This window comes from Janthinobacterium psychrotolerans, from assembly GCF_001677885.1.
Classification (GTDB): domain Bacteria; phylum Pseudomonadota; class Gammaproteobacteria; order Burkholderiales; family Burkholderiaceae_D; genus Janthinobacterium; species Janthinobacterium psychrotolerans.
In genome coordinates, this window is the sequence record NZ_LOCQ01000031.1 from 15163 (window position 1) to 38215 (window position 23053).

At 62.2% G+C, this 23053-nt stretch carries 19 protein-coding genes; 5 read left to right on the forward strand and 14 right to left on the reverse strand.

From position 1 onward, the window contains the following. Positions 1-13: 13 nt before the first annotated feature. From rseP to rpsB, 8 genes are all read right to left on the reverse strand, one after another. Positions 14-1375 (reverse strand): RIP metalloprotease RseP, encoded by a 1362-nt coding sequence (rseP, locus tag ASR47_RS01215; protein ID WP_065305953.1) that lies wholly within the window; start codon positions 1373-1375, stop codon positions 14-16. Beyond that, positions 1372-2556, reverse strand: coding sequence for a 1-deoxy-D-xylulose-5-phosphate reductoisomerase (gene ispC / locus ASR47_RS01220; RefSeq protein WP_065305954.1), 1185 nt, complete (start codon positions 2554-2556; stop codon positions 1372-1374). Before ispC ends, rseP begins: the two co-directional genes overlap by 4 nt. Positions 2557-2566: 10 nt before the next feature. Then, entirely contained in the window at positions 2567-3400 is an 834-nt protein-coding gene (locus tag ASR47_RS01225) for a phosphatidate cytidylyltransferase (RefSeq protein ID WP_065305955.1), read from the reverse strand. After that, positions 3400-4167, reverse strand: coding sequence for a polyprenyl diphosphate synthase (gene uppS, locus ASR47_RS01230; protein ID WP_065305956.1), 768 nt, complete (start codon positions 4165-4167; stop codon positions 3400-3402). The genes ASR47_RS01225 and uppS overlap by 1 nt, the downstream gene beginning before the upstream one ends. 100 nt (positions 4168-4267) lie before the next feature. Continuing rightward, positions 4268-4828, reverse strand: coding sequence for a ribosome recycling factor (frr, locus tag ASR47_RS01235; RefSeq protein ID WP_065305957.1), 561 nt, complete (start codon positions 4826-4828; stop codon positions 4268-4270). Positions 4829-4998: 170 nt separating this feature from the next. After that, on the reverse strand, positions 4999-5715 hold the full coding sequence (gene pyrH, locus ASR47_RS01240; protein WP_065305958.1) for a UMP kinase: 717 nt from the start codon (positions 5713-5715) through the stop codon (positions 4999-5001). A 149-nt stretch (positions 5716-5864) separates the two neighbouring features. After that, the gene (gene tsf, locus ASR47_RS01245) at positions 5865-6776 is read right to left on the reverse strand and encodes a translation elongation factor Ts (RefSeq protein ID WP_065305959.1); all 912 of its coding nucleotides are present in this window, start codon (positions 6774-6776) and stop codon (positions 5865-5867) included. 157 nt (positions 6777-6933) lie between these two features. Beyond that, on the reverse strand, positions 6934-7686 hold the full coding sequence (gene rpsB / locus ASR47_RS01250) for a 30S ribosomal protein S2 (RefSeq protein ID WP_065305960.1): 753 nt from the start codon (positions 7684-7686) through the stop codon (positions 6934-6936). A gap of 391 nt (positions 7687-8077) precedes the next feature. Between rpsB and map the strand changes: the two genes are divergently transcribed. From map to ASR47_RS01270, 4 genes are all read left to right on the forward strand, one after another. Beyond that, on the forward strand, positions 8078-8890 hold the full coding sequence (gene map, locus ASR47_RS01255) for a type I methionyl aminopeptidase (RefSeq protein ID WP_065305961.1): 813 nt from the start codon (positions 8078-8080) through the stop codon (positions 8888-8890). A 35-nt stretch (positions 8891-8925) separates the two neighbouring features. Beyond that, positions 8926-11493 carry a [protein-PII] uridylyltransferase gene (locus ASR47_RS01260; RefSeq protein WP_065305962.1) on the forward strand — a complete coding sequence of 856 codons (2568 nt, stop codon included), beginning with the start codon at positions 8926-8928 and terminating at the stop codon, positions 11491-11493. Positions 11494-11532: 39 nt separating this feature from the next. After that, positions 11533-12282, forward strand: coding sequence for a pseudouridine synthase (locus ASR47_RS01265; protein WP_065305963.1), 750 nt, complete (start codon positions 11533-11535; stop codon positions 12280-12282). A gap of 109 nt (positions 12283-12391) precedes the next feature. After that, the gene (locus ASR47_RS01270) at positions 12392-13156 is read left to right on the forward strand and encodes a flagellar brake protein (protein WP_082988648.1); all 765 of its coding nucleotides are present in this window, start codon (positions 12392-12394) and stop codon (positions 13154-13156) included. Between the two features lie 44 nt (positions 13157-13200). On the opposite strand, the gene def is transcribed toward ASR47_RS01270, so the two are convergent. The 6 genes from def to ASR47_RS01300 all read right to left on the reverse strand — a co-directional run bounded on the left by def (position 13201) and on the right by ASR47_RS01300 (position 22468). Then, positions 13201-13737 carry a peptide deformylase gene (gene def / locus ASR47_RS01275; RefSeq protein ID WP_065305964.1) on the reverse strand — a complete coding sequence of 179 codons (537 nt, stop codon included), beginning with the start codon at positions 13735-13737 and terminating at the stop codon, positions 13201-13203. Beyond that, entirely contained in the window at positions 13734-14627 is an 894-nt protein-coding gene (gene galU, locus ASR47_RS01280; RefSeq protein ID WP_065305965.1) for a UTP--glucose-1-phosphate uridylyltransferase GalU, read from the reverse strand. Before galU ends, def begins: the two co-directional genes overlap by 4 nt. 44 nt (positions 14628-14671) lie before the next feature. Beyond that, positions 14672-17017: an NAD-dependent DNA ligase LigA gene (ligA, locus tag ASR47_RS01285; protein WP_065305966.1), complete on the reverse strand. Its 2346-nt coding sequence runs from the start codon at positions 17015-17017 to the stop codon at positions 14672-14674. A 14-nt stretch (positions 17018-17031) separates the two neighbouring features. Next, positions 17032-18204 (reverse strand): cell division protein ZipA C-terminal FtsZ-binding domain-containing protein, encoded by a 1173-nt coding sequence (locus ASR47_RS01290; protein ID WP_065305967.1) that lies wholly within the window; start codon positions 18202-18204, stop codon positions 17032-17034. Beyond that, positions 18201-21728 (reverse strand): chromosome segregation protein SMC, encoded by a 3528-nt coding sequence (smc, locus tag ASR47_RS01295; protein WP_082988649.1) that lies wholly within the window; start codon positions 21726-21728, stop codon positions 18201-18203. The genes ASR47_RS01290 and smc overlap by 4 nt, the downstream gene beginning before the upstream one ends. Positions 21729-21838: 110 nt before the next feature. Then, complete coding sequence (locus ASR47_RS01300; protein ID WP_245714224.1) at positions 21839-22468, reverse strand: phosphatase PAP2 family protein; 630 nt, start codon at positions 22466-22468, stop codon at positions 21839-21841. Between the two features lie 309 nt (positions 22469-22777). Here ASR47_RS01300 and ASR47_RS01305 point away from each other — a divergent pair, with 309 nt between their 5' ends. Next, complete coding sequence (locus ASR47_RS01305) at positions 22778-22981, forward strand: hypothetical protein (protein ID WP_245714223.1); 204 nt, start codon at positions 22778-22780, stop codon at positions 22979-22981. The last annotated feature ends 72 nt before the right edge of the window (positions 22982-23053 follow it).

Consider the following 23053-nt stretch of genomic DNA (forward strand, 5'->3'; position numbering starts at 1 on the left):
AGGAACACTGGCATTAGTTGAGCAGCCGCAGCACGTCATTAAAGACGGCAAGCACCATAAAGGTCAGCAACAGACCGAGCCCCAGGCGCTGGGCAATCTCGCCTACGCGTTCCGGCAAGGGGCGTCCGGTCAAAACTTCCAGCGAATAATACAGCAAATGCCCGCCATCCAGAACAGGAATGGGTAGCAAATTCATCACGCCCAGACTGATACTGATGAAGGCGATGAAGCTCAGGTAGCTCACCAGGCCGATGCGCGCCGTCTGGCCCGCATAGTCGGCAATCGTGATCGGCCCCGTCACGTTCTTCAGCGAGACCTCGCCGGTGAACATCTTGCCCAGCATTTTCAGGCTCATGATGCTGGTGTCCCAGACCTTCACGGCGCCCTTGCCGACGGCCTGGAACGGACCGGAGGCGACGACGATCATATCTGGCGTCAAAGCAATCTCGGCCTTGATCTTACCAACTGTTACAGCTCCCTGGGCACCCTTGCCCGGCTCGCCTTGCGGCGTCACCGGCAGCGTCAGGTCCTGGCCGTGGCGGCGCAGCCGCAGCTGCAAGGTCTTGCCCGGCGAGGCCATCAAGGTTTCGATCACGGCAATGCCGTCCGCCATCGGCTTTTCATCGATGGCGAGGATCAGGTCGCCCGGCTGCAGCCCGGCCTTTTCGGCGGCGCCGCCCGGCATGATCTTGCCCAGCACCGGCGCCGGCCGCGCCAGCACCAGGCCCAGCTTGCCCAGCACGTCGCCTTCCAGGTTCAGTCCGGCGAGAGTGTCGGCGCCGATGGTGGCTTGCTGCACGCCACGGTCGGGGCGGCGCACCTCGATGCGCGCGGCCTGTTTGTCGAGCGCGGCCTGCATCACTTCCCAGCGCAGCTCGCTCCAGCTGGCCACGTCCCTGCCGTTGACGGAGTGTACCGTATCACCGGTGCGCAGCCCCGCGAGATAGGCGCTGCTCTGCCCGGCGACAGTGCCGATCCTGCTCGACGGCTCTTCGATGCCATGCATGAACAGGCCCGCGTACAGCACGATGGCGACCAGGAAATTGGCCAGCGGACCGGCCGCGATGATGGCCATGCGGCGCCACACGCTCTGGCGCGTGAATTCGCGCGCCTGGTCGGCGCCGGACAGCACGCCGGTGTCGGGGTCGCGGCTGTCGAGCATTTTCACGTAGCCGCCCAGCGGCAGCGCGGAAATCGCCCATTCGGTCTGGTCCTTGCCGAACTTGCGCGAATACACCACTTTGCCCATGCCGACCGAGAAACGCAGCACTTTCACGCCGCACAGGCGCGCCACCAGATAATGGCCCAGTTCGTGCAAGGTCACCAGCGAGCCGAGCGCGACGACAAACGCCAGCAAGGTGGTCAGCAAGGTCATGCCGCCAGCCTGCCCGCGATATACGCTTGCGCGCTGGCGCGCGCCTGGCGGTCCTGTTCCAGCACCGTCTCAATGCTCGACGCCGCGCCATGCGGCACGGTCTCGATCACATGCGCGACCACCTTGTCGATCTGGCGGAAACCGATGCGCAGGTCGAGAAACGCCTGCACCGCCACCTCGTTGGCGGCGTTCAGCAGGGCCGGCGCCGTGCCGCCCGCGCGCAGGGCGTCATATGCCAGTTGCAGGCAAGGAAAACGCAGCATGTCGGCGCGCTCGAACTGCAGCGTTGCCACCTGCGCCAGGTCCAGCTGCGCCACGCCGGAAGCGATGCGCTCGGGCCAGGCCAGCGCATTGGCGATCGGCGTGCGCATGTCAGGATTGCCCAGCTGGGCCAGCACGGAACCGTCCACGTAAGACACCATCGAATGGATCACGCTTTGCGGGTGGATCAGCACCTCGATCTGGTCGGCCGGGGCGCCGAACAGCCAGTGCGCCTCGATCACTTCCAGGCCCTTGTTCATCATGGTGGCCGAATCGACCGAAATCTTGCGTCCCATCACCCATTTCGGATGCTTGCACGCCTGGTCCGGCGTCACATCGCCGAGCGAGGCGACGTCGCGCGTGAGGAACGGGCCGCCGGAAGCGGTCAGCACGATCTTCGCCACCCCGGCCGCTTGCGGCACGCGGCCGTAGTTGTGCGGCAGGCACTGGAAGATGGCGTTGTGCTCGCTGTCGATCGGCAGCAGCACGGCGCCGTTTTCCTGCACCGCATCGATGAACAGCTGACCCGACATCACCAGCGCTTCTTTGTTGGCCAGCAGCACCTTTTTACCGGCACGCGCCGCCGCCAGGGTCGGCGCCAGGCCGGCCGCGCCGACAATCGCCGCCATCACGCTATGCACTTCGGCTGCGCTGGCGATTGCGCACAGCGCCTCGACACCGTAATCGACTTCGGTGGACAGGCCGGCGTCGGCCAGCAGGCGGCGCAGTTCCTGCGCCGCCTCGGGCGTGCCGACCACGGCGCGCTGCGGACGGAACTGCCGGCATTGCGCGGCCAGTTCGGCCACCTTGCCGTGGGCGCTCAAGGCATAAACGCTGTATTGCTCCGGATGGCGCGCGAGCACGTCCAGCGTGGAGACGCCGATCGAGCCGGTCGCTCCAAGGATGGTGATGTATTGCATTGAAGTTTCCTTATAGCCAGCCGCTGACCAGGGCAGCAAAGGGCAGGACGGGGATCAGCGCGTCGATACGATCGAGCACGCCGCCATGGCCGGGCAGCAGGTTGCTGCTGTCCTTGATGCCGGCGCGGCGCTTGAGCTGGGATTCGAACAGGTCGCCAACAATGCTGGCGGCCACCAGCACCAGCAGCACCAGCAAGGCCATCGGCCAGCCGCGGCGCAGTTGCAGCTGCACCGCAAAGGTATCCTGCAGCAAGGGCACGGACGGTGCGGCAAAGATGGTGATGGCGGCGATCAACAGCACGGCGATGCCGCCGCCGATCGCGCCTTCCCAGGATTTGCCGGGCGAGATGCTGGGCGCCAATTTGCGCTTGCCGAAGGCCTTGCCGGAAAAATAGGCGCCGATATCGGCGATCCACACCAGCGCCATCACCGACAGCAGGTACAGCGGGCTATGCATGAACAGCGCCACGATGGCGACAAAGCAACCGACGATGGTCACCGCATACACCAGGCTGAGCAAGGTATTACCCAGGCCTTCGGGCGGCGGCAGCCCGGTCGCCAGCGACGGCACGAAACGGATCAGCCAGATGGCCACGCACAGCGCGTACCAGAAATTGAGCTGGGCCATGCCATTGCTGAAGAAGAAAGTGTAGGCAAACGCGGCGGTCCAGACGGCGGCGATCAGCAGCGCCTGGCGATTTTTGAAAATACGGAAGCTTTCCCACACGGCAGCGCCGAAGAACGCCGTGGCGATCACGGCGAAGGCGGGAAAATAATTCAGATACAGAACCGGCAGCAAGACCGCCAACAAGACCAGGGCGGTGATTATCCGTGTTTTCAGCATCAGTTTGTCTTTTCGGTTAGTTGCGCGCTGGTACGGCCAAAGCGCCGTTCGCGCTGCTGGTAAGACGCGATTGCCGCGTCGAGGCTGTCGACATTGAAGTCGGGCCAGAAGGTATCGGTGAAAAACAGCTCAGTGTACGCCAGTTGCCACAACAGAAAATTGGAAATGCGCTGTTCGCCGCCAGTGCGGATGAACAGGTCGGGCTCGGGCGCGTAGGCCATCGCCAGGTGCGGCGCCAGTTGCTCTTCGGTGTAGGCATGTTCCAGCGGCAAGCCATTTGCGGCGGCCTCGGCCGTCATCTTGTTGACGGCCTGCATGATGTCCCAGCGGCCGCCATAGTTGGCGCAAATCGTCACCGTCAGGCGGCTGTTGCCGGCGGTCTTGCGCTCGGCATCCGTCACCAGTTGCTGCAGCTGCGCATTGAAGCGCGACATGTCGCCCACCACTTTCAGGCGGATATCGTTGGCATGCATGCGCACCACTTCGCGTTCGAGCATGGTGACGAACAAACGCATCAGCATCGACACCTCCTCTTCCGGGCGGCGCCAGTTTTCCGAACTGAAAGCAAACAGGGTCAGGTATTCGACGCCACGGTCGAGACAGGCTTCGACGATATTGCGCACGGCGTCGGCGCCCTTGACGTGACCGGCCACGCGCGGCAGGAAGCGCTTGGTGGCCCAACGACCATTGCCATCCATAATGATTGCCAGATGGCGCGGCACGCAGCCCACGCTTGGCACCGCCGTTGTCGAACTCGAATAGATCATGAAAACAATAATACCAAATGAAAAGATCGCTATTATGCGCCAAATGGCACTGCCCGGGATAGCCAAAGCCGTCCCGGGCAGCGCAGGTCAATCCGAAAGACTAGACGGTCAGCACTTCTTTTTCTTTGTCGACCACCATTTTATCGATGTCGGCGATGAATTTATCGGTCAGTTTCTGCACTTCGTCGGACGAGCGGCGCTCGTCGTCTTCGGAGCAGGCCTTGTCCTTGACCAGCTTTTTCAGCGACTCATTGGCGTCGCGGCGGATATTGCGCACGGCAATCTTCGCGTCTTCCGCTTCGCTCTTGACCAGCTTGACCATTTCCTTGCGGCGCTCTTCGGTCAGCGGCGGGGTCGGTACGCGTATCATGTCGCCCTGCGCCGACGGGTTCAGGCCCAGGTCGGCGTCACGGATGGCTTTTTCAATGGTGTTGGCCATCTTCTTTTCATACGGCTGCACGCCGATGGTGCGCGCATCGACCAGGGTCACGTTGGCAACCTGGGTCAGCGCCGTCGGCGAACCGTAGTAATCGACCATCACATGGTCCAGGATACCCGTGTGGGCGCGGCCGGTACGCACCTTGGCCAGGTCGGCCTTCAGTGTTTCCAGCGACTTCGTCATGCGTTCCTGGGTGTTCTTTTTAACGTCAGCTAAGGACATGAGCCCTCCTGTGGTAGTCGCCTGTCAAAACCTGCTGCGCGTCGGTATAGGTAGCCTGCGATGCTCACCGTACTCTAGTACGGTTGCGCTTCTCGGCCACCTCTCCCTTCCGCTCGCGACGGTTTTGTCAGGCGTTGTTAATGATAATGAAATTTAAAATTACAGATAACTTATACGTGAACCAGGGTGCCCTCATCCTCGCCCATGATGACGCGCATCAGCGCGCCCGGCTTGGTGATCGAGAAAACCTTGATTGGCAGCTTCTGGTCGCGGCACAGGGCAAAGGCGGTGGCGTCCATTACCTGCAGGTGCTTGGAGATGGCGTCGTCGAAGCTGATCGTGTGATACAGCGTGGCGTTCGGGTCTTTCTTCGGATCGGCCGTGTACACGCCGTCGACCTTGGTCGCTTTGAGCACGATTTCGGCACTGATCTCGGAACCGCGCAGGGCGGCGGCCGTGTCGGTGGTGAAGAACGGGTTGCCGGTGCCGGCCGCGAAGACGACAACCTTGCCTTCTTCCAGGTATTGCAGCGCTTTCGGACGTACATACGGCTCGACGACCTGCTCGATGCCGATGGCCGACATGACGCGCGCGGTGATGCCGACGTGGCGCATGGCATCGGCCAGCGCAAGGGCGTTCATCACGGTGGCGAGCATGCCCATGTAGTCGGCGGTGGCACGGTCCATGCCTTGCGCACCGGGCGCGACGCCGCGGAAGATATTGCCGCCGCCAATCACGATTGCCAGTTCCACGCCCAACTTCGCCACCTCGGCCACATCGGCCACCATGCGCTCGATCGTGGCGCGATTGATGCCGTAGGGATCATCACCCATCAGGGCTTCACCGGACAACTTCAGGAGGACACGCTTGTAGGCTGGTTTTGACATGAGCTGGGGCTCCATAAATGAGGTTATTCGAGTATGACATGGCGCAGCGCCTTGCAGCGCCGGATAGGCGCGCGGCTGCTGCCCATGCCGCCGCCCGGCATGCCGGGATGCGGGCGGGCCAAAAAAACGGGCCTCTCGGCCCGCTTTACTTACGCTCCCTGGGAGGCAGCCATCTGTGCTGCGACTTCTGCTGCGAAGTCGTCCTGCTTTTTCTCGATGCCTTCGCCGACCACGTACATGGCGAATGCCTTGACGCTGGTGTCAGCGGCTTTGAGCATTTGCTCGACCGACAGCTTGTCGTTTTTCACGAAAGCCTGGTTCAGCAGCGATACTTCCTTCAGGTACTTCTGTACCGAGCCTTCCAGGCGCTTGGCCAGGATTTCCGGCGATTGCGCTGGCTTGCCTTCGGCGGCCGCTTTGGCTGCGTCTTCTTCGGCTTTCAGTTTTGCAACCGAACGCTCTTTTTCGATCAGTTCCGCAGGAACCTGTTCCGACGACAGCGATACCGGTTTCATCGCGGCGATATGCATTGCCACGTCTTTGCCCACTTGCTCATCGGCGCCGTCGAATTCGACGATCACGCCAATGCGCGAGCCGTGCAGGTAGGAAGCCAGCTTGGCGCTGGTTTCGAAACGCTGGAAGCGGCGGATGGTCATGTTTTCGCCGATTTTGCCGATCAGGGCAGCGCGCACTTCGTCCAGGGTCTTGCCATCGAGTGGCAGGGCCAGCAGGGCGGCAACGTCAGCCGGGTTGTGTTCGGCGACCAGGCGGGCGGCGTTGTTTGCCAGCGCCAGGAAGTCGTCGTTTTTCGCCACGAAGTCGGTTTCCGAGTTCACTTCGACCAGGGCGCCCACGCCGTTGGCGATGTAGGTTGCCACCACGCCTTCGGCGGTGATGCGTGCCGATGCTTTCGATGCCTTGCCGCCCAGCTTGACGCGCAGGATCTCTTCCGCACGGGCCATGTCGCCTTCGGCTTCGGTCAGTGCTTTTTTGCATTCCATCATTGGTGCGTCGGTCTTGCCGCGCAATTCGCCTACCATCGCTGCTGTAATCGCTGCCATGTGTTTCTCCTGATTCGGTGAGTCGACAGCGGCGGCGCGAACTTGCGTCGCGGCGCCTGCCACCATCGTTTTTTGTTAAAAAAAAGGGGGAGCTGCTGCCACCCCTTTTCCATTACTGCTGAGCTTTACAAACCGCTACCCTGAGGTAGCGTGGCAATCAAGCCTGTTCGTTGACTTCGACGAATTCGTCGCCAGCGGCGGCTTTAACCATTTCAACCACTTCGTTACCGGCAGCTGCACGGCCTTCGATGATTGCATCAGCAACACCGCGAGCGTACAACATGATGGCTTTCGAGGAGTCATCGTTACCTGGGATAACGAAGTTCACGCCTTCTGGCGAGTGGTTGGTATCGACCACGCCGATCACTGGAATGCCCAGTTTTGCCGCTTCGGTGATGGCGCCTTTATGGTAGCCAACGTCAACGACGAAGATTGCGTCAGGAACGCCGCCCATGTCCTTGATGCCGCCGATCGATTTTTGCAGCTTGATCATTTCGCGCGAGAACATCAGCGCTTCTTTTTTCGACAGCTTTTCGATCGAACCGTCTTCGATCATCGCTTCCATGTCCTTCAGGCGCTTGATCGAGGTCTTGATCGTCTTGAAGTTGGTCAGCATGCCGCCCAACCAGCGTTGATCAACGAAAGGCACGCCAGCACGCTGTGCTTCAGCAGCGATGATTTCGCGCGCTTGACGCTTGGTGCCGACCATCAGGATGGTGCCACGGTTTGCAGCCAGTTGACGCACGTGCTTCATTGCGTCCTGGTACATCGCCATGGTTTTTTCCAGGTTGATGATGTGGATCTTGTTGCGATGGCCGAAGATGAACGGTGCCATTTTTGGATTCCAAAAACGGGTTTGGTGACCAAAGTGGACACCGGCTTCCAGCATTTCGCGCATTGTTACGGACATTATTAACTCCAGGGTTGGGTCTGGAATCCGATCAGTCACCATACAGGCACCCTTGTCGACCGGATTCGCTTGTTTATATAAATTAAAGTCAGCCCAGCTGCGGGCCGCTTGATGCATTGCTTAAAAGGGAATTCAAGCAACCCGGGATTCTACACTGAAACGCCGGCCGCATCAAGTCAAACTTGGCTGGCGCAGCGCCGGCGGCGCCCGGCTGCGCCGCCAGCCCCTCATAGTGTTGCCAGAGGGCCGCAAGGCCGCATGGCGGCACTGTCTCGTTTATAATTTCAATCTATCTGCAGCCGCCGCAGCCCCTGAGGCACAGCAACATCGCCTCTTGCGGCAAATCTGCCTGCGCTTCCCACCGAACATTTTACAGATTGCGAATCACCCCATGTCCACCATCCGCATCAATACCGCCGCCGACATCGAAGGCATGCGCGTCGCCGGCAAGCTGGGCGCCGAAGTGCTCGACTACATCACGCCATTCGTGAAAGTCGGCGTCACCACCGGCGAACTGGACCGCCTGTGCCATGAGTACATGGTCAACGTGCAAGGCACCGTGCCTGCCCCGCTCAATTACTGCCCGCCCGGCTACACGCCCTATCCGAAGGCCATTTGCACCTCCGTCAACGACGTCATCTGCCACGGCATTCCCGGCGACAAAGTGCTCAAGAGCGGCGACTCCGTCAACCTCGACATCACCGTCATCAAGGATGGCTACCATGGCGACAACAGCCGCATGTTCCTGGTCGGCACGCCCACCATCCTGGCCAAGCGCCTGGCCGAAATCACCTATGAATGCATGTGGCTGGGCATCGCCCAGATCAGGCCGGGCGCGCACCTGGGCGATATCGGCCACGCGATCCAGCAGCATGCCGAAAAAGCCGGCTACAGCGTGGTGCGCGAATTTTGCGGCCACGGCATCGGCACGGTCTTCCATGAAGAGCCGCAAGTGCTGCATTACGGCAAACCGGGCACGCTGGAGCGCCTGGAGGCGGGCATGATCTTCACGGTTGAGCCGATGATCAATGCCGGCCGGCGCGAGATCCGCGAAATGAACGACGGCTGGACCATCAAAACCAAGGACCGCAGCCTGTCGGCGCAATGGGAACACACGGTGCTGGTGACCGAGACCGGCTACGAAATCCTGACCGTGTCGCCACAGATGCCGCCACCACCGGCCTTTATCCTGAACCAGGCTTGACTTTCCCATCCCAGCAGCAGCGACCCGGGGCACCGATGAAAAAGCATGTACGCGAAGAGCTCAAGCAGCAACTGAAAGCCGACCGCCAGGTCGTCATCGCCGCCTTCCAGGCCGACGGCAAGCCCGAAAAGCTGCTGCGCAACCTGCGCCAGAGCGTCGATGGCGTGCTCGAGCGCGCCTGGGCGGAAGCGGCACTGCCAGCCGGCACGGCGCTGGTCGGGGTCGGCGGCTATGGCCGCGGCGAACTGTTTCCGTATTCCGATGTCGACCTGCTGATCCTGCTCGAACACGCGCCCGATGCGCCGACCACGGAAAAACTCGAGGAACTGGTGCAGCTGCTGTGGGACCTGGGGCTGGAAATCGGCCACAGCATCCGCACCGTCGATGAATGCCTGAGCGAATCGAAGGCCGATATCACCGTGCAGACCAGCCTGCTCGAAGCGCGGCTGGTGTGCGGCAACCAGGCGCTGTTCGAGCAGTTGCAGCAGCGCTACGCGGCGGCGATGGACCCGCAAGCCTTTTTCCAGGCGAAGACGGCGGAAATGCGCCAGCGCCACGCCAAGTATGAAGACACGGCCTTCAGCCTGGAGCCGAACTGCAAGGAAAGCCCGGGCGGCCTGCGCGACTTGCAGGTGATCCTGTGGGTCGCCAAGGCGGCGGGCCTGGCCACGTCCTGGCGCACCCTGGCCACCGGCGGCCTGATCACGCTGACGGAAGCGCGCCAGCTGATGGAAAAGGAGCGCGCCTTCAAGGATATCCGCGTGCGCCTGCACCTGCATGCGGGGCGGCGCGAAGACCGCCTGGTGTTCGACGTGCAGACGGCGATCGCCGAATCGCTGGGCCTGCATGCCACCGGCAGCGGGCCGCACATGCGCCGCGCCAGCGAATTTTTGATGCAGCGCTATTACTGGGCCGCCAAGACCGTCACGCAGCTCAATACCCTCCTGCTGCAGAACATCGAAGCGCGGCTGTTCCCGCAGGACGACGTGGCCGTCGCCATCAATCCCCGCTTCAATGAAGTCAACAGCCTGATCGACATCAGCGCCGACGACACGTTCGAGCGCTACCCCTCGGCGATGCTGGAAATTTTTGTGCTGATGACCGAGCGTCCGGCCCTGAAAGGCATGACCTCGCGCGCCACCCGCGCGCTGTGGCATGCGCGCTTCAAGATCGATGCGGCATTCCGCCACGATCCGGTGAACCGCGCCCTGTTCCTGCGCATCATGAAGGCGCCGGTGGGCATCATCCACGCGCTGCGGCGCATGAACGAAATGAGCATCCTGGGCCGCTATCTGCCGAATTTCCGCCGCATCGTCGGCCAGATGCAGCACGACCTGTTCCATGTCTATACGGTCGACCAGCATATCCTGATGGTGGTGCGCAATATGCGCCGCTTCACGATGAGCGAACACGCCCACGAATACCCGTATTGCAGCCAGCTGATGGCCGATTTTTCGCAGCCCTGGCTGCTGTACGTGGCGGCCCTGTTTCACGATATCGCCAAGGGCCGCGGCGGCGACCATTCCAAGCTCGGCGTGGCCGACGCCAACCAGTTCTGCCACGATCACGGCATGTCGGCGGAAGACACCGAACTGGTGGCGTTCCTGGTGGAAAACCATCTGTGCATGTCGCAGGTGGCGCAGAAACAGGATTTATCGGATCCCGACGTGATCGAGGCATTCGCCAGGGTGGTCGGCGACGAGCGCCACCTGACGGCGCTGTACCTGCTGACGGTGGCCGATATCCGCGGCACCAGCCCGAAAGTATGGAATGCCTGGAAGGGCAAGCTGCTCGAAGACCTGTACAAGGTCACCTTGCGCGTGCTGGGCGGCGAGCCGCATTCGGCCGACCGCGAACTGAAGAACCGCCAGCATGAAGCGCTGTCGACCCTGCGCCTGTACGGCCTGCCGCCGGACGCCCACCTCAAGTTGTGGCAACAGCTCGACGTCGCGTATTTCCTGCGCCACGACGCCTCCGACATCGCCTGGCAGACGCGCTCGCTGTGTGACAAACTCGACAGCAAACTGCCAGTGGTAAAATGCCGCCTCGCGCCGATCGGCGAAGGCCTGCAGGTGGCCGTGTATGTACCGGACCAGCCCGATTTGTTTGCGCGCATCTGCAGCTATTTCGACCGCAAGAATTTCAGCATTCTCGACGCCAAGATCCACACGACGAAAAACGGCTATGCGCTCGACACCTTCCTGGTCACCGAACAGAATTTTGCCAAGAGCTACCGCGACATCATCAGCCTGATCGAACACGAACTGGGCGAACTGCTGCTGTCGCAGGCGCCGCTGCCGCCGCCGGGCAAGGGACGGTTGTCGCGCCTGTCGCGCACCTTCCCGTTCCAGCCGACGGTCGATTTGCGGCCCGACGAACGGGGCCAGTACTACCTGCTGTCGGTGGCCGCCAACGACCGCACGGGGCTGTTGTATTCGATCGCCAACGTGCTGACCAGGTACCGCGTCAACCTGCATACGGCCAAGATCATGACCCTGGGCGAGCGGGTCGAAGACGTCTTCCTGGTCGACGGCCCGGCGCTGAACAATGCCCGCAACCAGATCTTGCTGGAAACCGATTTACTCGATGCGCTGAAAGTATGAAACACTGCGCGCCGCTTTACTTTTACTGAAACAAAGACCATGACCGAAGAATTGTTACGCTTGTCCAAACGCATGTCCGAACTGGGCTTGTCTTCCCGCCGCGAAGCCGATGAATGGATCGCGCGCGGCTGGGTGCGCGTGGACGGCAAGGTGGTGTCCGAACTGGGCACCAAGGTGTATCCGAGCCAGCACATCACCGTCGAACGCCAGGCGGCGGCCGAGCAGTCCAAGCGGGTCACCGTGCTGATCAACAAGCCGGTCGGCTATGTCAGCGGCCAGGCCGAAGACGGCTACACGCCGGCCGTGGCGCTGATCAAGGCCGAGAACCGCTGGGCGGAAGACCGCAGCCCGGAACAGTTCCACCCTACCCAGCTGCGCAGCCTGGTGGCGGCCGGCCGGCTCGACATCGACTCGGTGGGCCTGCTGGTGCTGACCCAGGACGGCCGCGTCGCCAAGCAGCTGATCGGCCACGATACCGAGGTCGACAAGGAATACCTGGTGCGCGTGCAATACACCAAGGGCGACAAGCTGCCCGACAGCGAATTGAAACGCCTGAACCATGGCCTGTGGCTGGACGGCAAGCCTTTGCTGCCGGCCAAGGTGCGCTGGCAAAATGACGACCAGCTGAGCTTTACCCTGCGCGAAGGCAAGAAGCGCCAGATCCGCCGCATGTGCGAACTGGTCGGCCTGAAAGTGCTGGGCCTCAAGCGCGTACGCATCGGCAAGGTCAAGCTGGGCGACCTGCCGACGGGCCAGTGGCGCTACCTGAGCGCGGACGAACAGTTTTAAGCAACCACGCGACAAGCATGGGGTCGTGGCGACAAGTGCAATATTTACTTAGTAAATATTGCCGTAAGCCTATACACTGTTGCCAAATAGAACCTACGAGATAGACGTTGTGAACGATCCCATCCCCAATCCCCTGCGCAAAGGTGCGCCCAGCCTGGCCGATGTTGCCGAACCGATGGCGCCGGGCACCAAGCCGCACCACATGAGCGATCCGTGGGATATCGGTGAAACCCTGTGCAGCCTGGCCGACAATGGCGGTGCCATTTCCATCTATGCCAATGGCAGCGACAAGGCGATCATGGCGCGCGTGCTGTCGGTCGACGACGACCTGCCGCAGTTCGTGCTGGAGTTGAATGAAGGTCAGACCTTGCCAGCCGGCAGCGCCACCTTCGTGTCCCTGGTGCAAAGCGCCAAACTGCAATTCACCATCAATGGCGAATGGGAAGCCAGCCCCGAGCGGCCCAATATCTACCTGACCAATTTCCCCAGCCACTGCCTGGTGCTCGAGCGGCGCGAATCGACGCGCCTGGAAACGCCGCTGGGCGTGTACTACCTGGCCGCCTTCGTGCTCGAAGGCCGGCCGTATGAATTGCAGCTGTATGATTTTTCGGCCGGCGGCATCGGCATGCGCGCCCATCCGCGCGACACGGTCGGCCTGTACGTGGGCCGCAAACTGTCGCGGGTGCGCCTGGAGCTGGGCCCGAACAAGGTCATGATCGCCGACCTGGAAATCCGCCTGTCGCGCACCTTCCGCTCTTTCCTGCTGGGCGAGCAGGTACAGATCGGCTGCCGCTTCCTGAACCTGACCGATACGATGCGCGATGAACTGGTCGAGCTGCTCGATAACCTGGGCAGCGGGCGCAAGGTGCGCTGAAAAAAATAATGGCCGCTGGTAGCGGCCATTTTTCATGCTGACGATCAATCGTCGTCGTTGGGATCGAGATCGGGAAACATCACCTCGGTAAAGCCGAACTGCGTGAAATCAACGATGCGCATCGGATACAGGATGCCGTGCAGATGATCGACTTCATGCTGCACCACGCGCGCATGAAAGCCGTCGCAGTCGCGGCTGATGGCTTTGCCGAACTGGTCGACGCCTTCATAGTGCAGCGCGCTCCAGCGCGGCACGCTGCCACGCAGGCCGGGCACCGACAGGCAGCCTTCGAAGCCCTCTTCCTTGCGCTCCGACAAGGGCGTCAAGACAGGATTGATCAGCACCGTTTCCGGTACCTGCGGCGCATCGGGATAGCGCAGATTCTGCTTGAAGCCATAGATCACCAGCTGCAGGTTGACGCCGATCTGCGGCGCCGCCAGGCCGGCGCCATTGGCGGCGTGCATGGTGTCGAACATGTCGGCGATCAGGGCGTGCAGTTCGGGCGTGTCGAAGTCGCGCACCGGCTCGGCCATCCGCAACAGGCGCGGATCGCCCATTTTCAGAATGGCGCGCACGGTCATGCCGGCTCCACCGGCGCGTGCAATTGGTCGAGGTAGGCGCGGAAGGACGCACCGGTTTCAGGGTGCTTGAGACCCATCGCCATGGTTGCCTTCAGGTAGCCCAGCTTGGAGCCGCAGTCATAGCGCTGGCCCTTGTAGCGGTATGCCAGCACGCGCTCTTCGCGCATCAGCGCGGCGATGCCGTCGGTCAGCTGGATTTCGCCGCCGGCGCCGGCGCCGATGGTTTCAAGGTGATCGAAAATGCGGCTGCTCAGCACGTAACGGCCCACTACCGCCAGGGTCGATGGGGCGTCTTCCGGTGACGGCTTTTCAACGATGCCCGACACCAGCTCCAGGTCCGGCTGATAATTTTTTGCGCTGACGATACCGTATTGCCTGGTCTCCGCGCGCGGCACATCCTGCACCGCCAGCAAGGAACAGTTTTCGTATTGATACACGTCAGCCATCTGCGCCAGCACCGGGCGCACGCCCTCTTCCACGTCCATGAAGTCATCGGCCAGCAGGACGGCAAACGGCTCGTCGCCCACCAGTGGACGCGCACACAGCACCGCGTGGCCCAGGCCCAGCGGCGCCGACTGGCGGATGTAGATGCAATTGATATGCTTGGGAATCACGTTCTGTACCATTTCGAGCAACTGGCGCTTGCCGGCCGCTTCGAGTTCCGTTTCGAGCTCGTAGGCGGTATCGAAATGGTCTTCGATGGCGCGCTTGTTACGGCCGGTAATGAAGATCATTTCCGTGATGCCGGCCGCAACCGCCTCTTCGACCGCGTACTGAATCAGCGGCTTGTCAACGATGGGCAACATTTCTTTCGGTTGCGCCTTGGTGGCAGGCAAAAAGCGGCTGCCGAGGCCCGCGACGGGGAAAACTGCTTTTCTGATTTTTTTCATGGGTCTTCGCAATGAGTAGAGTGTCTTGAGGCTGGAGCCGGCGATTACTGCGCGAGCAAGTCCAGCAAGCCCGCTTCATCCAGCAATGCCACCCCCAGTTCCTGTGCCTTGGCCAGCTTGCTGCCCGCATCGCTGCCAGCGACCACATAGCTGGTTTTCTTCGATACGGAACCACTGACCTTGCCGCCGGCCGCTTCGATCAGCGCCGCCGCGGCATCGCGGCTCATGGTGGGCAAGGTGCCGGTGAGCACGAATGTCTTGCCCTCGAACTTGCCGCCGGCTGCTGGCAGTTGTGGTAATTCTGCCAGCAATTGCTCGCGCATGCCGTTCAATTGACCCAGCAACTTCACATTTTCTTCCAGCTGCAGCCAGGACGACAGCGCCTCGGCCACGCCAGCGGGCAAACCGGCCTGGAAACCGCCGCCCTGCAGTGCCAGGGTGGCCAGCGTGGCGCCGCGCTCGACCAGTTGCCGGCTGCGCGGCTCGGTCAGCTTCGGGATGCCGATGGCGGCGATCAGCTTGACCTGGTCGAGCTGATCGCGCAGCTTGGCGCTGGGCGCGTGCTCGCCTTGCGGCGTGACGCCGGCGTCGAGCAAGTCCTGCAAGGCCTGCTGGTTTTTTTCCTCGGCAAAAAAATCGGCAATCGACTCGGCCACCGTGCCGCCGATATCGGGCAGCACGCGCAGCAGGGCGGCGGGCGCATGGCGCACGCGCTCCAGGCTGCCCAGCCATTCGGCCAGGGTCTTGGCGGTCGACTCGCCCACGTGGCGGATACCGAGCGCAAACAGAAAGCGTTCCAGCGGCGGACGCTTGCTCGCCTCGATGCCGGCCAGCAGGTTTTCCGCCCACTTGGTCGGTACTTTTCCCTGCTGCACGGTGTCGGGCGTGGAACCGTCGCGCTCGTCGGCGCGCAGCTTCATTTCCAGCAGTTTTTCAAGGCTCAGCTTGTACAGGTCGGCCAGGCTATGCACGTAGCCGAGTTCGACCAGGGTGTCGATATAGCGCTCGCCCAGACCGTCGATATCCATCATGCGCCGCCCGGCGAAATGGCGGAACGCTTCCTTGCGCTGGGCCGAGCAGAACAGGCCGCCGGAACAGCGCGCGATCGCCTCGCCTTCTTCGCGCACCACGTGCGAGCCACAGACGGGGCAATGCGTTGGCATGACAAATTCCACCGCATCCGCCGGTCTAAGTTCGGCTACATAGCTAAGCACTTCAGGAATCACATCGCCGGCCCGGCGAACAATCACGGTATCGCGAATGCGAATGTCCTTGCGCCGTATTTCTCCCTCATTATGCAGCGTCGCGTTGGTCACGATGACGCCACCAACGGCAACCGGGGCAAGACGTGCGACTGGCGTAATAGCACCAGTTCGTCCGACTTGTACTTCAATGTCCTGAACCTTCGTCAGCGCTTCTTCGGCCGGGAACTTGTGCGCCAGCGCAAAGCGCGGCGCACGCGAGACAAAACCGAGTTCGAGCTGGTCTTCGGTGGCGTCGACCTTGTACACCACGCCGTCGATTTCATATGGCAAGCCGGGACGGCGTTCGCCGATATCCTTGAAGTAGGCAAACAGGCCCCGGGCGCCGCGCACCACCTTGCGCTCGTTCGACACGGGAATGCCAAGGGTCACATACCAGTCCAGCAGGGCCGAGTGCGACGCCGGCATCGATGCGCCTTCCAGGGCGCCGATGCCATAGGCGTAGAAGCGCAGCTTGCGATCATTCGTGATGCGCGCATCGAGCTGGCGCAAACTGCCGGCCGCCGCATTGCGCGGATTGGCAAACTCCTTCTGGCCCGCCGCGCGCTGGCGTTCGTTCAGGCTGGCAAAGTCGGCCTTGAACATCATCACTTCACCACGCACGTCGAGCACGGCTGGAAATTTGTCGCCATGCAGGCGCATGGGAATGCCGCGGATGGTACGGATATTGGCTGTCACGTCTTCGCCGGTGGCGCCGTCGCCGCGCGTGGCGGCCTGCACGAACAGTCCGTTGACATAGCGCAGATTGATCGCCAGGCCGTCGAATTTGACTTCGGCCGCATAGTCGACCTCGGCGCCGTCCTGGTCCAGGCCTTCGCGCACGCGGCGGTCGAAGTTGACGATGTCGTCGTCCGAAAAGCCATTATTCAACGACAGCATCGGCACGGCGTGCGTCACCTGCTCGAAAAACGGCAGTGGCGCGGCGCCCACGCGCAAGGTGGGCGAGTCGGGCGCGCGCAGTTCGGGGTGGGCTGTTTCCAGGGTCTGCAGCTCGATGAACAGCTGGTCGTAGACGGCGTCGGGAATAGTGGGGTTGTCGAGCACGTGATAGGCGTGCAGGTGCCGATTCAGTTCGGCGGTCAGTTCCAGGACGCGGCGGGCGGCGTCCTGGTTGGTCGAGTCAGTCATTATTGCGAGATTCTTCAGCTGAACAAACGCAGTGCGCGGGTGGAACCGGCCGGGATGTCGGCCGCTTCCATTTCCTGGTAAAACTCCTGTACCTGGCCGGCGATTTCGGCCAGGGCCGGGTCCGACAAGGCCTGGTTGTAGTCATCGACGATGGTCGCGTCCAGGCGGCCCACCAGCGAACGGGCGCAGGCGACCATGGCGCCGAAACCGTCACGCGCCGGCGCCACGCACGGCACATCGAGCAGCAGGGTCAGGCGCGGCGTGGTTTCCTCGGCCAGGGTGACATTGGTCGACAGCGAGAACAGATGGCCGCCCTGGCCGTCCGGCATCACGAAGCGGCCGTCCGGACGCACATCGAAGCCCTGCTTTTCCAGCGCGATCAGCAAGGTGGCAATCGCCCACGGCGCGCCGTTGGTGTGCAGGTTGACGCCCAGCTGGGCGTCGTGGCCGGCAACGAAACGGTGCAGATTGCGCGCTTCGGCCATCACTTCCATCATGTCGGGCACTTCCGGCTCGGCGCCGATCTCGTCGGCCACCACGCGCAGGCGCGTGACCAGTTCCGAATATTCCAGTTCGTTCAAGGCCGTGGTGCGGCTGGCCAGCTGCACGCCACCCTGCATTTTCGTGTAGACGCCGCCATGCGTGATCGGCTCCCAGTCGCCATTGACGTGCAGGCCGATGAAGTGCACCGGCTTGTTGCCGACCAAGCGCAGGGTTTGCAGCACCGGTAGGATTTTTTCGCCGCGCACGGGCGCTTCCAGCGACAGCGGCAGCAGGCAATCGATCAGCGGATCGACCAGGCTGGTGGCCAGTTCGCTGGCGGCGGTCGGTGCCTGCGATGGCGAGGGCGCCGTTTCGAGCCCGTAAGCGGTATCGCCCTGGCCCACTTCGTCGGCAAACACGGCCGGCGCCGGCCTGGCGGGCGCGGCGCCGAACGACGGCTCGGTCTTGGCGGCATTTGCTGGCGCCGGATCGAAGCGCGGCTCCTGGCGCAGCACCGGTTCGGCCGGCATCGAAGACGAAGCGCCAGGCGCCTCGCCTTCACGCATCAGCACGTCGTCATGGTCATTTGAAAAAGCGCGCTCGACGCTTTTCTTGGCTTTGTATTCCTGCCATTTATTGTAGGAAAACACGGCGACGATAAAGACGCCGCCGGCGCCGAACAAGGTAATTTGAAGATCTGTCATGCTGCTTGTGCCTCGGTAGCAAAATTTGCGGCGGACTCCATGTCCACCGCCACGATGCGCGATACGCCCTGCTCCTGCATCGTCACACCGATCAATTGATGGGCCATTTCCATCGCAATCTTGTTATGCGAAATGAAAAGGAATTGTGTCTGGTCCGACATGCGCTTGACCATGCGGCAAAAGCGTTCCGTGTTCGAATCGTCCAGCGGCGCATCGACTTCGTCGAGCAGGCAGAACGGCGCCGGGTTCAGGCGGAACATGGAAAACACCAGTGCGGTCGCGGTCAGCGCTTTTTCTCCACCTGACAACAGATGGATGGTGGCATTTTTCTTGCCAGGCGGTTGCGCCATCACTTGTACACCGGAATCGAGAATTTCGTCGCCCGTCATGGTCAGCCTGGCTTGCCCGCCGCCGAACAGGATCGGGAACAGTTCCGAAAAATGGTGGTTGACCTTGTCGAAGGTGTCTTGCAGCAGGTCGCGCGTTTCCTTGTCGATCTTGTGGATCGCGTCTTCCAGCGTATTGATCGCTTCGGTCAGGTCGGCGTTCTGGGCGTCGAGGAAATTCTTGCGCTCGGACGCCTGCGCCAGTTCGTCGAGCGCGGCCAGGTTGACGGCGCCCAGCGCCGTGATGGCATTGGTCAGGCGCGTCACTTCGCCCTGCAGATACGACGGGCGCATGTCCGGGTGCAGCTTTTCCGCCAGCGCCGCTTCGTCGGCGCCGGACTCCAGCAGTTGCTGGGCGAACTGTTCCTGGTTCAGGCGCGCGGCCTGTTCCTTGAGCTGCATTTCCATGATCTTGTCGCGCTGCGGCTGCAAGCTGCGCTCGGACTGCGTGCGCCCATCCTCAAGCAGGCGCAGCTGCTGCGCGACCTGATCGAGCTCATGGCGCGCATCGGCCAGCGCTTTTTCCTGGGTGGTGCGGCGTTCCAGCAGGTCCTGCAAGCCGTCGTTGGCCGCGCCGCTTTCCAGCTTGGCCAGCTCCAGCTGGCCAGCCTGCAGGCTGGCCGTCACTTGCTGGGCCTGGGTACTGGCGGTGGCGATATTGCGGCGCAGTTCCTCGATGCGGGTGCGCTGCGATTTTTCCGCGTATTCGGTGTCCTTGGCGGCGCGCTCGAGATCGCGCAAGGCGTCGCGCGCCTCGGCCAGGCGCTGCTCCTTGCGCAGGAAGTCGGTCTGGCCGTCTTCGTGCGCCTCCTGCAGGTTGCCCAGCTCCATGTCGAGCTGTTCGAATTTTTCTTCCGATTCCGCCTTGATCTGCTGCTGCTCGGCTTCCTGGGTGGCAATTTCTGCAAGGTCCGCGCCGATCTGCGTGCTGCGCTGGTTGAAGCGCGCCTCGACTTCGGACAATTTGACCACGTCCAGCTGCAAGGTATGCACCGAGGACGTCAGCTGCTGTATGCGCAGGCGCAACTCGGACAGATTGCGCGCAAGGCCAGCGACTGCCGCATCGGCGCGCACCGAACGGGCGCGCGCCTCTTCGGCCAGCAGCTGCTGGGCACGCACCTGCTTGCCGATATTGTCGATCTCCTGCTGGCGGCCCAGCATGCCTTCCTGTTCCGAGTCGGCCGCGTAAAAGCGCACGCTGCCGCTGGTGACCACGTGGCCTGCCCGCGTGACGAAATAGCCGCCCGGCGGCAGCTTGCTTCGTTCCGCCAAGGCCTCGGCCGCGTCTTCGACCGCATAGGCGTTATGCAGCCAGTCCTGCAGCAGGCCGCGCAGGCCGGGGTCATTGAGTTTCAACAGGTTGATGAAGGGTTTCAGGCCAGGCACATCAGGCTGCGGCAGCGGCGGCACGGTCGACGGCGCATACAGGGCCAGCTTGGCCGGCGGCGCGTCGGCAAAGAAGGCCTTGGCCCAGTCGATATTCGACAGCTGCAGCGCCGAGGTGCGCTCGCGCAGGATGGACTCCATCGCCGCTTCCCAGCCCGCTTCGATCTGCAGCTTTTGCCACAGGCGCGGCAAGGTGTCGAGTTCGTGTTTTTTCAGCCAGGGCTGGACCTTGCCCTGGGTCTGCACCCGTTCCTGCAACTGTTTCAAGGCCGACAGGCGCGCTTCGAGCTGGGCGTTGGCCGCCGTTTCGGCATTGACCTGGGCCTGCGCCTCGCTGCGCTCCTGCTCCAGCTTGGGCTGCTGTTCCAGCGCCTCTTCCAGGTAAAAGCCCTGCTCTTCCAGCGCCTGCTGCTTTTCTTCCAGCTGCAGTCTGAGGTTTTCCAGATGGCTGCTGTCAGGCAGGCTGAGGCTGTTTTTTTCCTGCTGCAGGCGCTCGCGGCGCGAGAGCAGGCTGTTGAGAATATTGGATGCATTACGCTGGTGCGCGGACTCCAGCTCCAGCTGCTGCTGCGCCTGCATGATCTTCGCGCGCGACTCCGTGCTCTTGTGCTGGGCGGCGCGCCAGGCGGCGTCGAGCTCGGGCAACTGCTCGCCCTTCTGCTCGGCCATCATCTGCGACTGTTCGACCTTGGCGGCCAGCTCTTCGAGCTGGAATTCGGCTTCCTCGAGCTGCTCCTGGTATTCGCTGCCCTGGCTGCTCCACTGGTCGCGCTGGGCCGTCAGGGTGGCCAGTTGCGCCTGCAGGCGCGCGCGCGATTCGATCACGAACTTGATCTGCGCTTCGAGGCTGCCGATTTCCGCATTGGTCTGGTACAGATGGCCCTGCGCCGTATGCAGGCGGTCGCCGACGGCAAAGTGCGCCTGGCGCATCTGTTCCAGGCTCAGTTCCACATTGCGCAGCTTGGCCGTCTGTTCTTCCAGGTCGGTCTGCGCCTGTTCCACTTCGCGGAAGTAACGCGTCTGCTCGCTCTGCGCTTCGTTCTTGCGCAGCAGCCAGAGCAGCTTCTGTTTTTCTTCCTGGTCGGCCTGCAAGGCGTGGAAACGGGTGGCCACGGCCGCCTGCGCTTCGAGCTTTTCCAGGTTGGCGTTCAGTTCGCGCAGAATATCTTCGACGCGCAGCAAGTTTTCGCGCGTGTCCTGCAGCCGGTTTTCCGTCTCGCGCCGGCGTTCCTTGTATTTCGATACGCCGGCCGCCTCTTCGAGGAACACGCGCAGCTCTTCCGGGCGCGACTCGATAATGCGCGAAATCATGCCCTGGCCGATAATCGCGTAGGCCCGGGGACCGAGACCGGTGCCAAGGAAAATATCCTGGATATCGCGCCGGCGCACCGGCTGGCTGTTGATGTAATAGGTGGACGTGCCGTCGCGCGTGAGGGTGCGCTTGACGGCGATCTCGGCGTACTGGCCCCACTGGCCAGAGGCCTTGCCGTCGTTATTGTCGAACACCAGTTCAACCGAGGCGCGCCCGGCCGGCTTGCGGTGGGTCGAGCCGTTGAAGATCACGTCCTGCATCGACTCGCCGCGCAATTCCGATGCTTTCGATTCGCCCAGCACCCAGCGCACGGCATCGATGATGTTCGACTTGCCGCAGCCATTCGGTCCGACCACGCCCACGAGCTGGCCCGGCACCTGAAAATTGGTGGGGTCGACGAAAGACTTAAACCCCGACAACTTGATGGAAGAGAGACGCACGTGTTTTAAAGTTCCTGCCTATGCTGGCGGTTATCTGTCGTAAAAAAGTGGCCCATCATACCATTTGCCTCGTCTTTTCTGGCCAAAAAACCGCAAGCCGCGCTCGCCGTTCAGGGCCGCCCCGCCAGTTGCCAGTCGGCACGCGAAAAAACCCGTTCGTGGCCCGACAGCCTGAGGGCGATTTTCTGCAGCCAGTCTTCGGTCGGCATCGGCTCGGCCTTGAAAGTAATGAGCACCATCAGCGCCAGGCTGGTCAGCGCCAGCGCATGGCTGACCGCAAAATTGACGGCGCCACGGGCCTGCCACATGAAACCGAAGGCCATCGCCAGCCCCAGCAAGCAGCCGCTGGCCGCTTCCGACCCGCTGTGTGCCTGCACCACCACGCGCGAGGTCGCCACCAGCAAGGCATAGGCCACGCCCAGCAGCACCCCAGCCTGGCGCCAGGACAGCGGTGCGCGTTGCAGCGCCACATACATCAGCACCGGAAAGACGGCGCCGGCGCGCATGGCGTGGCCGCTGAAACCGGTGAAGTCCAGCCTGGCGCTGCCGATACCCCAGCCGATAAAGGCCAGCTTGGATAGCACCACCAGCAGCATGCCGCCGCCGCCGTACCACAAACTCCAGCTCAGTACCAGGCGCCACTGCTTCGACACCAGCAGCCAGACGGCGACGCCCACGCCGGCCGGCCCCAGCACCGACATGTCGGCCGTAAAGGAGATTGCGTTCCACCAATTCATCATCACTGCGCTCATTGATATGCAGGCTGCACTATGCCATGACTGGCGCGCACAGGCCGGCGTTTTCAGGGCCACGCCGCCAACTTTTACATCCGTTTACATTTGAGAAATATATTTCCAACAAGAAAGCAGGCCAAATCCTACACAGCGCCAAGTGGTGTTCCGATGGTCGCACTCATCGTTGCCGCGCATCATGCATTACCGGCACACATCAGCCAAGGGGAGCCAGCCAGGAACAAAGGCTTGCGCCCCTTTACCGATGCGCTCCGGCGCATGACTTTTTTCGTGACTCTTTAATTTCTCAAAGGAAATATGATGAACTCGAATCAAAAAGGCGATCAAGGCAACAAGCAATCCGGTAGCGGCTCCGCCAGCGGCAACAAGCAGTCCGGCAGCGCCAGCCAGGGCAGCAAGCAGGGCGGCACCCATGAGCAGCACGTGGAAGCAGGCCGTCAAAGCCACAAAAACGACGGCAACAAGCAATCGGGTGGCGGCGGCAGCAAAAGCGGCAAATAATGGCTTTTCCTGAACCGCTCTGACGGCGGGAAAAGTTGCGACAACGGGCCTGACCGGCGTGCCGGACCAGGC

Excerpts from the sequence above, each read along its gene's own strand:
- rseP (WP_065305953.1), bottom strand. The coding sequence starts at position 1,375 with ATGACCTTGCTGACCACCTTGCTGGCGTTTGTCGTCGCGCTCGGCTCG.
- ispC (WP_065305954.1), bottom strand. The coding sequence starts at position 2,556 with ATGCAATACATCACCATCCTTGGAGCGACCGGCTCGATCGGCGTCTCC.
- ASR47_RS01225 (WP_065305955.1), bottom strand. The coding sequence starts at position 3,400 with ATGCTGAAAACACGGATAATCACCGCCCTGGTCTTGTTGGCGGTCTTG.
- uppS (WP_065305956.1), bottom strand. The coding sequence starts at position 4,167 with ATGATCTATTCGAGTTCGACAACGGCGGTGCCAAGCGTGGGCTGCGTG.
- frr (WP_065305957.1), bottom strand. The coding sequence starts at position 4,828 with ATGTCCTTAGCTGACGTTAAAAAGAACACCCAGGAACGCATGACGAAG.
- pyrH (WP_065305958.1), bottom strand. The coding sequence starts at position 5,715 with ATGTCAAAACCAGCCTACAAGCGTGTCCTCCTGAAGTTGTCCGGTGAA.
- tsf (WP_065305959.1), bottom strand. The coding sequence starts at position 6,776 with ATGGCAGCGATTACAGCAGCGATGGTAGGCGAATTGCGCGGCAAGACC.
- rpsB (WP_065305960.1), bottom strand. The coding sequence starts at position 7,686 with ATGTCCGTAACAATGCGCGAAATGCTGGAAGCCGGTGTCCACTTTGGT.
- map (WP_065305961.1), top strand. The coding sequence starts at position 8,078 with ATGTCCACCATCCGCATCAATACCGCCGCCGACATCGAAGGCATGCGC.
- ASR47_RS01260 (WP_065305962.1), top strand. The coding sequence starts at position 8,926 with ATGAAAAAGCATGTACGCGAAGAGCTCAAGCAGCAACTGAAAGCCGAC.
- ASR47_RS01265 (WP_065305963.1), top strand. The coding sequence starts at position 11,533 with ATGACCGAAGAATTGTTACGCTTGTCCAAACGCATGTCCGAACTGGGC.
- def (WP_065305964.1), bottom strand. The coding sequence starts at position 13,737 with ATGACCGTGCGCGCCATTCTGAAAATGGGCGATCCGCGCCTGTTGCGG.
- galU (WP_065305965.1), bottom strand. The coding sequence starts at position 14,627 with ATGAAAAAAATCAGAAAAGCAGTTTTCCCCGTCGCGGGCCTCGGCAGC.
- ligA (WP_065305966.1), bottom strand. The coding sequence starts at position 17,017 with ATGACTGACTCGACCAACCAGGACGCCGCCCGCCGCGTCCTGGAACTG.
- ASR47_RS01290 (WP_065305967.1), bottom strand. The coding sequence starts at position 18,204 with ATGACAGATCTTCAAATTACCTTGTTCGGCGCCGGCGGCGTCTTTATC.
- ASR47_RS01300 (WP_245714224.1), bottom strand. The coding sequence starts at position 22,468 with ATGATGAATTGGTGGAACGCAATCTCCTTTACGGCCGACATGTCGGTG.
- ASR47_RS01305 (WP_245714223.1), top strand. The coding sequence starts at position 22,778 with ATGATGAACTCGAATCAAAAAGGCGATCAAGGCAACAAGCAATCCGGT.